This window comes from Oceanimonas sp. MB9 (assembly GCF_011319775.1).
Lineage (GTDB): Bacteria > Pseudomonadota > Gammaproteobacteria > Enterobacterales > Aeromonadaceae > Oceanimonas > Oceanimonas doudoroffii.
This window is the reverse complement of the sequence record NZ_VFBE01000005.1, coordinates 1,347,372-1,355,225: the sequence shown is the minus strand read 5'-3', so window position 1 is coordinate 1,355,225 and position 7,854 is coordinate 1,347,372. Positions and strand designations below refer to the sequence as shown.

6 protein-coding genes and 2 tRNA genes are annotated in these 7,854 nt (G+C 59.5%); 4 read left to right on the top strand and 4 right to left on the bottom strand.

Annotation, left to right across the window (positions count from 1 at the left end; genetic code table 11):
* Positions 1–57: 57 nt before the first annotated feature.
* Together OJHNALOF_RS09705 and OJHNALOF_RS09700 are read right to left on the bottom strand one after the other, a co-directional pair.
* Positions 58–134, bottom strand: a tRNA-Met gene (locus OJHNALOF_RS09705).
* A 39-nt stretch (positions 135–173) separates the two neighbouring features.
* A tRNA-Met gene (locus OJHNALOF_RS09700) sits at positions 174–250 on the bottom strand.
* Positions 251–467: 217 nt separating this feature from the next.
* Here OJHNALOF_RS09700 and rlmKL point away from each other — a divergent pair.
* The 4 genes from rlmKL (at position 468) to rmf (ending at position 5,142) form a co-directional block, all read left to right on the top strand.
* Positions 468–2,570: a bifunctional 23S rRNA (guanine(2069)-N(7))-methyltransferase RlmK/23S rRNA (guanine(2445)-N(2))-methyltransferase RlmL gene (gene rlmKL, locus OJHNALOF_RS09695; RefSeq protein WP_165661874.1), complete on the top strand. Its 2,103-nt coding sequence runs from the start codon at positions 468–470 to the stop codon at positions 2,568–2,570.
* A complete protein-coding gene (locus OJHNALOF_RS09690; RefSeq protein WP_165661873.1) occupies positions 2,567–2,800 on the top strand; it encodes a glutaredoxin family protein in 234 nt (77 codons plus the stop codon). Before rlmKL ends, OJHNALOF_RS09690 begins: the two co-directional genes overlap by 4 nt.
* Positions 2,797–4,704, top strand: a complete 1,908-nt coding sequence (locus OJHNALOF_RS09685) for an ABC transporter ATP-binding protein (protein ID WP_165661872.1) — start codon at positions 2,797–2,799, stop codon at positions 4,702–4,704. Before OJHNALOF_RS09690 ends, OJHNALOF_RS09685 begins: the two co-directional genes overlap by 4 nt.
* Positions 4,705–4,965: 261 nt before the next feature.
* Positions 4,966–5,142, top strand: a complete 177-nt coding sequence (gene rmf, locus OJHNALOF_RS09680; RefSeq protein WP_014292547.1) for a ribosome modulation factor — start codon at positions 4,966–4,968, stop codon at positions 5,140–5,142.
* Positions 5,143–5,253: 111 nt separating this feature from the next.
* On the opposite strand, the gene fabA is transcribed toward rmf, so the two are convergent.
* Positions 5,254–5,784: a 3-hydroxyacyl-[acyl-carrier-protein] dehydratase FabA gene (gene fabA, locus OJHNALOF_RS09675; RefSeq protein WP_014292546.1), complete on the bottom strand. Its 531-nt coding sequence runs from the start codon at positions 5,782–5,784 to the stop codon at positions 5,254–5,256.
* A gap of 91 nt (positions 5,785–5,875) precedes the next feature.
* A complete protein-coding gene (locus tag OJHNALOF_RS09670) occupies positions 5,876–7,831 on the bottom strand; it encodes a Lon protease family protein (RefSeq protein ID WP_165661871.1) in 1,956 nt (651 codons plus the stop codon).
* Positions 7,832–7,854: the final 23 nt, after the last annotated feature.

The window sequence follows — 7,854 nt, the reverse complement described above, 5'->3', positions numbered from 1 at the left end:
AGGCTGCTCCATCCCGCGCCAGGTGCTTGATTTCTTATTTGCAGTACCGAACCGGATTGGTTGCGGGAGCCGGATTTGAACCGACGACCTTCGGGTTATGAGCCCGACGAGCTACCAGGCTGCTCCATCCCGCGGCCGGTATCGTACTTGCAAATTTTACAGCGTCTGAGAACTGGTTGCGGGAGCCGGATTTGAACCGACGACCTTCGGGTTATGAGCCCGACGAGCTACCAGGCTGCTCCATCCCGCGTCCTCAGGTGGTGCATACTAGTGATCAGGCTCACCAAAGGCAAGCCCTTGATTGAAACTTTATTTTGTTTGCTCGTTAAACCAGCGGTATGTTTACCTGTTACCCATGTTGCCTTTATTTTGCCCGCTCACTACCCCGTTGGCCGCCATTAATCCGCAGAAATCGCATTACCACTCATGTATAATGTGCCCTCTCTTTTGTTTGACCATGCGTGATTATGCTGCTGTTTTTTGCTACCTGCCCCAAGGGGCTGGAATCCTTACTCTCCGACGAACTGCAAGCCCTGGGCGCCAGCCAGGTGCAGGAAACCGTGGCCGGTGTTGCCTTTCAGGGTGAACTGGACGTGGCCTACCGCGCCTGCCTGTGGTCTCGACTGGCCTCGCGCATCATGCTGCAACTGGCCGACTTTCCCATGCGTGACGACATGGACCTGTATCTCGGCGCCAGTAACGTGGAGTGGGAAAAGCACATTCAGGAAGGCCAGACCTTTGCGGTGGACTTTTCCGGCAGCAACCGGGCCATTACCAATACCCAATATGGTGCGCTCAAGATAAAGGACGCCATTGTTGATCGCCTGAGCAAGCGCCGGGGTGAGCGGCCCAGCGTCGACAAGCGCTTTCCCGACATTCGTATTCTCGCGCACCTGAAGCGCGAGCGCCTGAGCATTACCCTGGACTTGTCCGGCCCGGCGCTGCACCAGCGCGGTTACCGTCAGCAGGCCGGCGAGGCGCCGCTCAAGGAGAACCTGGCCGCCGCCATTCTGCTGCGCAGCGGCTGGGACGCCAACAGCCCGCTGGTGGATCCCATGTGCGGCTCCGGCACCCTGCTGATAGAAGCCGCGCTCATGGCCGCCGATCAGGCCCCGGGCCTGCTGCGCCCGCGGTTTGGCTTTATGGCCTGGTCCGGTCACGACCGCGAACTGTGGCAAAGCCTGCATGCCGAGGCCACGGTGCGCGCCACCCGCGGCCTGAACAAGGCCGAGGCGGTGATTTACGGCATCGATCAGGACAAGCGGGTGCTGGGCTTTGCCCAGGACAACGCCGAAGCCGCCGGGGTGGAGCGGTTGATTCACTTCTCCCAAGGTTCGGTCGGTGATCTGCATAATCCGAGTGAACAACCGGGCTGGCTGATTTCCAACCCGCCTTACGGCGAGCGTTTAAGCGAGTTTCCGTCGCTGCTCGGACTGCATCAGGGGCTGGGCGATACCCTGCGGGAACAGTTCAAGGGCTGGCACGTCAGCCTGATCTCAAGCTCCCCCGAGCTGCTCAGCTGCCTGCGCCTGCGCCCGGAAAAAACCTACAAGCTGTTTAACGGCGCCCTGGCCTGTGAGCTGCGCAACTACCTGATTGCCGCAGACGCCCGTCCGGCGCGGCCATTGGCGGAAGACTTCGCCAACCGTCTGGCCAAGAACATCAAGGCCCTCGACAAGTGGGCCCGGGGCGAGGGCATTGACTGCTATCGCCTCTATGATGCGGATCTGCCCGAATACAATGCCGCCATCGACCGTTATCAGGATCACCTGGTGATTCAGGAATACGCGGCCCCCAAAAGCGTGCCCGAGCACAAGGCTCAGGCCCGCTTCTTTGATCTGGTGCAGGCCACCATGACGGTGACCGGCGTGCCCGGCAGTAAGGTGGTGCTCAAGGTACGTGCCCGCCAGAAGGGCCGGGAACAGTATGAAAAGCTCGACAAGCGCGAGCAGTGGATGGAAGTGCAGGAGCACAACGCGCAACTGCTGGTGAACCTGCACGACTACCTGGACACCGGCCTGTTCCTGGATCACAGACCCATTCGAAAGCGGCTGGGCGAACTGGCCAAGGGCAAGGACGTGCTCAATGTATTTGCCTACACCGGCACCGCCACCGTACATGCGGCCCTGGGCGGCGCCCGCTCCACCACCACGGTGGACATGTCCAAGACCTATCTCGGCTGGGCCGAACGCAACATGCAACTCAATGGCATGAACGGCCGCCGGCACCAGTATGTGCAGGCCGACTGCCTGAGCTGGCTGGCGAAAAGTGACGGCGATTACGATCTGATCTTTGCCGATCCGCCGACCTTCTCCAACTCCAAGCGCATGGAAGACAGCTTTGATGTGCAGCGGGATCACCTGGAGCTGTTGCTCCTGCTGAGCAAGCACCTGCGCAAGGGCGGCCTGCTGGTGTTCTCCAATAACAAACGCAATTTCAAAATGGACACGGACGGCCTGGCGGCCCTCGGCCTGAGCGCGAAAGACATTACCCGTTCGACCCTGCCGAAAGATTTTGCCCGCAACCCGCAGATCCACAACTGCTGGGAAATTCGCTGGAGTGACCAATGAGCCTGACGCTGTTTTCCACCGACGGCTGTCATCTGTGCGAGCAGGCCTGGGGCCTGCTTGAACAGACCGGCCTGGCCGCGGCCACCGAAATAAAAGACATCATCGACAACGACCAGTGGCTTGAGGCCTACCGCATTCGTATTCCGGTGTTGCGCCGGGCCGACGGTGCCGAGCTGGACTGGCCCTTTGATGCCGATGACCTTATTGCATTTAACCGGGAACCATCATGAGTCTGCTTACCCTGCAAAATGCCCTGCTGGCTTACGGCGATGCGCCGTTGCTGGATGGGGTTGAGCTTAACATTCAGGCCGGCGAGCGGCTGTGTATCGTCGGCCGCAACGGTGCCGGCAAGTCTACCCTGATGAAGGTGATCGCCGGCGACATTCAGCTTGATGACGGTCGTCGCCAGGTGCAGCAGGACGTGGTGATCGCCCGGCTGGAGCAAGATCCGCCCCAGGTGGACGATGATCAAACGGTGTTTGACTATGTCTCCGCCGGCCTGGCCGAGCTGGGCGAGCTGCTGGCCCGTTATCATCACCAGCTGGAAAAAGTCAGCCACGACAGTTCCGAAAAAGCCATGAACGAACTGATGCGGCTGCAGGAGCAGGTAGAGCATGCCAACGGCTGGCAGTTTGATACCCGCATCAACCAGAGCCTGACCCTGCTGGGCCTGAACGGTGACACCCGGCTGCAGGACTTGTCCGGTGGCTGGCTGCGCAAGGTGGCCCTGGCCCGGGCCCTGGCCAATGATCCCGATATTTTGCTGCTGGACGAACCCACCAACCACCTGGATATTGACGCCATCGCCTGGCTGGAAAACTTTCTGGTGGAGTTTCGCGGCGCCATTGTGTTTATCAGCCACGACCGCGCCTTTATACGCAAGATGGCCACCCGCATTCTCGACCTCGATCGGGGCAAACTCTCGAGCTGGCCGGGCAATTACGACGATTACCTGGTCAACAAGGAAGAAGCCCTGCGGGTGGAAGCGGAGCAGAACGCCCTGTTCGACAAACGGTTGGCCCAGGAAGAAGCCTGGATCCGCCAGGGCATCAAGGCCCGCCGCACCCGTAACGAAGGCCGGGTAAGGGCACTCAAGGCCCTGCGCAATGAACGCAGTCAGCGCCGGGAAAGCCTGGGCAAGGTGTCGGTCACCCTGGATGATGTGCGCCGTTCGGGCAAGATCGTGTTTGAAGCCGAGCACCTTGGCTTTGACTACGAAGGCAAGCCGCTTATTACCGACTTTTCCGCCCTGGTGCAGCGGGGCGACAAAATTGCCCTGGTTGGCCCCAACGGTTGCGGCAAGAGTACCCTGATCAAGCTGTTGCTGGGCCGGCTGCAGCCCAAGCAGGGCAGCCTGAAGTGCGGCACCAAGCTGGACGTGGCCTATTTCGATCAGTACCGGGAGCAGCTCGATCCCGAGCGCACCGTGATGGACAACCTGGCCGATGGCAAGCAGGAAGTGGAAGTGGGCGGCAAGTCGCGCCATGTGCTGGGCTATTTGCAGGACTTTTTGTTTGAGCCCAAGCGCGCCCGCACGCCAGTGAAGGCGCTGTCGGGTGGTGAGAAAAACCGCCTGCTGCTGGCCCGGCTGTTTCTGAAACCCAGCAACCTGCTGGTGCTCGACGAACCGACTAACGATCTGGATGTGGAAACCCTGGAGCTGCTGGAAGAGCTGCTGGCCGATTATCAGGGTACCCTGCTGCTGGTGAGTCACGACCGGGACTTTATCGACAACACCGCCACTCATTGCTGGACCTTTGACGGCAAGGGCGGGGTGGAAGAGTTTGTGGGCGGTTATCAGGACATGCTGGCTCAGCGTAGTCGGCAACCCGTGGCCACGCCGGCGCCGGTCAGGGCGGAAACCGCGGCACCGGCCAAGTCCCAGAAGCCCAAACCTGCGTCTGGCAAAAAACTGTCTTATAAACAGCAACAGGAACTCAACGGCCTGCCGGCGCGCCTTGAGCAACTGGAGCAGCAGATTGAAGCCCTGCAGGAAGAAATCAACGGCCCAGACTTTTTCACCCAGGCCGAAGACGTGACCCAGGGCAAGCTGCAGCAATTGGCGACGGTAGAAAACGAGCTGGAAGAAGCCTTTGCCCGTTGGGAAGAGCTGGAAGAGTTATCTGCCGGTTGAGCCGTTTTTTCACTCAAGTGCGAATATGTATGCCGGCCTGTGAGCCGGCATTTTTATCACCCCGTTTTCTTTAAGGTGATCAGGGTCACACTTCGGTGTTTCCCTGCTTCATCAAAACTTCATAAATATCAGTCGCTAAATAGTCAGACTGGCCTATGCTCTAAAATTAACCCTTGAGATCGGTACGCAACTCAACTATTTCTAAAGAGCGGCAGAACGAAACGCCGTGCACTTTTTGTTGATTAAACGAGGGTAATACCTATGAAGAGACAAAAACGTGACCGTCTGGAAAGAGCGCGTACCCGCGGTTACCAAGCCGGAGTCAGTGGACGTTCCAAAGAGCAGTGCCCCTACAATGATTTTGACGCTAAAGGCCATTGGCTTGGCGGCTGGCGAGATGCCATGGAAGACAAAGGTTCCGGCCTCTTCATCAAGTAAGTAATGCATTCATCATCAACAAAAAGGCCCCGCACTTGCGGGGCCTTCATCATTACAGTGCCATGAAAAAGCCCCGCAGGTGCGGGGCTTTACATTGATATTGGCGTAGCCTCAGAAAGTGGAGGTGTCGGTAAACAGACCCACTTTCAGATCCTTGGCTTCGTAGATGGGACGGCCATCCACTTCCACCACGCCGTCGGCGATGCCCATAATGAGCTTGCGCCAGATCACCCGCTTCAGGGTGATCTTGTAGGTCACTTTTTTGGCGGTCGGCAGGATCTGGCCGGTGAATTTCACTTCACCCACGCCCAGGGCGCGGCCCTTGCCGGGACCACCTTTCCAGCCCAGGAAGAAGCCAACCAGCTGCCACATGGCATCCAGTCCCAGGCAGCCGGGCATCACCGGGTCGCCGGGGAAGTGGCAGTCAAAAAACCACAGGTCGGGAGTGATATCCAGCTCGGCCAGGATTTCGCCCTTGCCGTGCTCGCCACCCTCGTCACTGATGTGCACGATGCGATCCATCATCAGCATGTTGGGGGCGGGCAGCTGACTGTTGCCAGGACCAAACAGCTCGCCCTGGCTGCACGCCAGCAGTTCTTCTCTGGTAAAGCTGTGTTTACCCAGTTCTTTTTGTGAAGGCATTCCACTCTTCCGTTTTTCATCGGGCACGGGGCCCGGGTGTAAAATTGGCGTCACTTTAGCGAACAGCTGTGCGCCCGACAAGTCCGATCTGTCATCGACGCAACAATCGGCGCCAAAAACCGCTCTCAACGGTATGACCGTTAAGGTCGTCCAGACGTTCACGAATGCGCCCGAACAGGGTATGGGGGTCATCCACCTTGCCCGCTTCGCAACCCATCAACAGGGCAATGGCGTCTTCCACCCGGGCGACCGGATGAATATGAAAACGCCCCTCGGCCACCGCACCGGCCACCTCATCCGACAGGTTGAGCTGCAGGCGGTTGCTGGCCGGGATCAACACACCTTGCTCGCCGGTGAGTCCCTGTAGTCGGCACAGCCGGTAAAAGCCTTCGATCTTTTCGTTCACGCCGCCCACCGGCTGCACATTGCCGAACTGATCCACCGCGCCGGTAATGGCAAAGTGCTGATAGATGGGCTCACGACCCAGGGCCGAGATCAGCGCACAAAGGCCGGCCAGGGCCGCGCTGTCCCCATCGATTTCATGGTAGGACTGCTCAAACACCAGATTGGCCGAGAGCGGCGAGGGGTGCTCGGCACCAAACAGGTTGGCCAGATAACCGTGAATGATCATCATTGCCTTGGCATGAATATGCCCGGCCAGATCGGCCTTGCGCTCGATGTCGGCCACGTCGCCGTCACCCAGGTGCACGGTCGCAGTCAGACGCACCGGCTCGCCGAAGTCATAGGGGTGACCGGCAATCTGAATGACCGACAGGCCATTGATCTGCCCCACTTCCCGGCCTTTGGTCTGCAGCAGAAACTGGCCATCGCGAACGCCCAGATCCGACTGCTCCACCAGAAAGTTGAGGCGATGATCCTGCTCTTCCTGAGCCAGCCGCAGGTGCTGCTCGGTAATGAGTTCGCTTTGTTCCCGGGCGGCAATCACGTCTGCCAGCTGCATCATGGCCACCAGCTGAGACTCCACCAATGACAACCGGTGCTGATGATCGGTGATGCGGCTGCCGTAGCGGCACAACCGGGCTACGGCGCCGGCGTCCATGTTGCGCAGGCCGTGCTTGTGGCGCAGGTGCGACAGGTAACCCAGGTAGGACGGCAGATCGTCCTGAGCGTTCCACTCGGGAATGATATCGGCGCGCAGAAATGCCAGGGTGTCGAGCTCGCGATCAAGCATGTGCAGCTCGGCCACCGCCAGACGATCCCCCACCAAAATCAGGTGCACGTCCAGGGGCGGCGGCTCGGGCTGAAAGTAGAACGCCGCCATCTCATTGGGCCGGCTCCACTCCACCCGTTGCGTGGCCAGGGCGTTTTTCAGCCGGAACCAGAGGCCGGGCTGATCCAGCAGCTCTTCAATGGGCACAATGAGGTAGCCGCCATTGGCACGATGAATAAGTCCGGGCTCCAGTAAATGATGATGACTGAACACCGAGCCCTGCTCGGTCTGAAAGTGAATGGCGCCAAACAGCTGCTCCGGTGTGAACTGACGGGCATGCACGATGGGAATGGTGCTGTCAAAGCGGTGCACCATGAGGTTGATCAGTACCGGATGACTAAAGCCACCGCCAGCGGCCACGTGCTGGGCCAGGTCAGACAGGTAGTCGGCTACCTTTTCATCCTGGCCCTGCTTTTTAAGAATGCGCTCAACAATGTGCTCCGCCTCCAGGTGGCGGGAACTCAGCTCCAGCAGTTGACCCACCAGCTCGCAGAACTCGATGCCGGTGCCGGCCTTCAGCCGCAGCCAGATGGGCTTTTGCGGGTGATGCAGGTTTTCGGCGTAACAGAGGTCGAACAGATCGGCGTGATTGGCGTGGCGCTTGACCAGATCCTGCACCAGCTCTTCCACATCCATGCCGGCGAAGCCGTTCAGCAGCAGAATGGGATTGACGCTGTTCAGCCCCGACAAGGTGGCAAAGGCCGAGTCGGCCCGCTGTTGCAAGGCGCTGAAGGGCAGGGGAGCCGCGTCGTTCAAGGTGGTGAGTTCGGGTAAGGAGAATGCGGGGGCCAGCTCGGCCGGGCTCAGTGGTTGCACTGGTTCACTCGTTCTTGGGACAG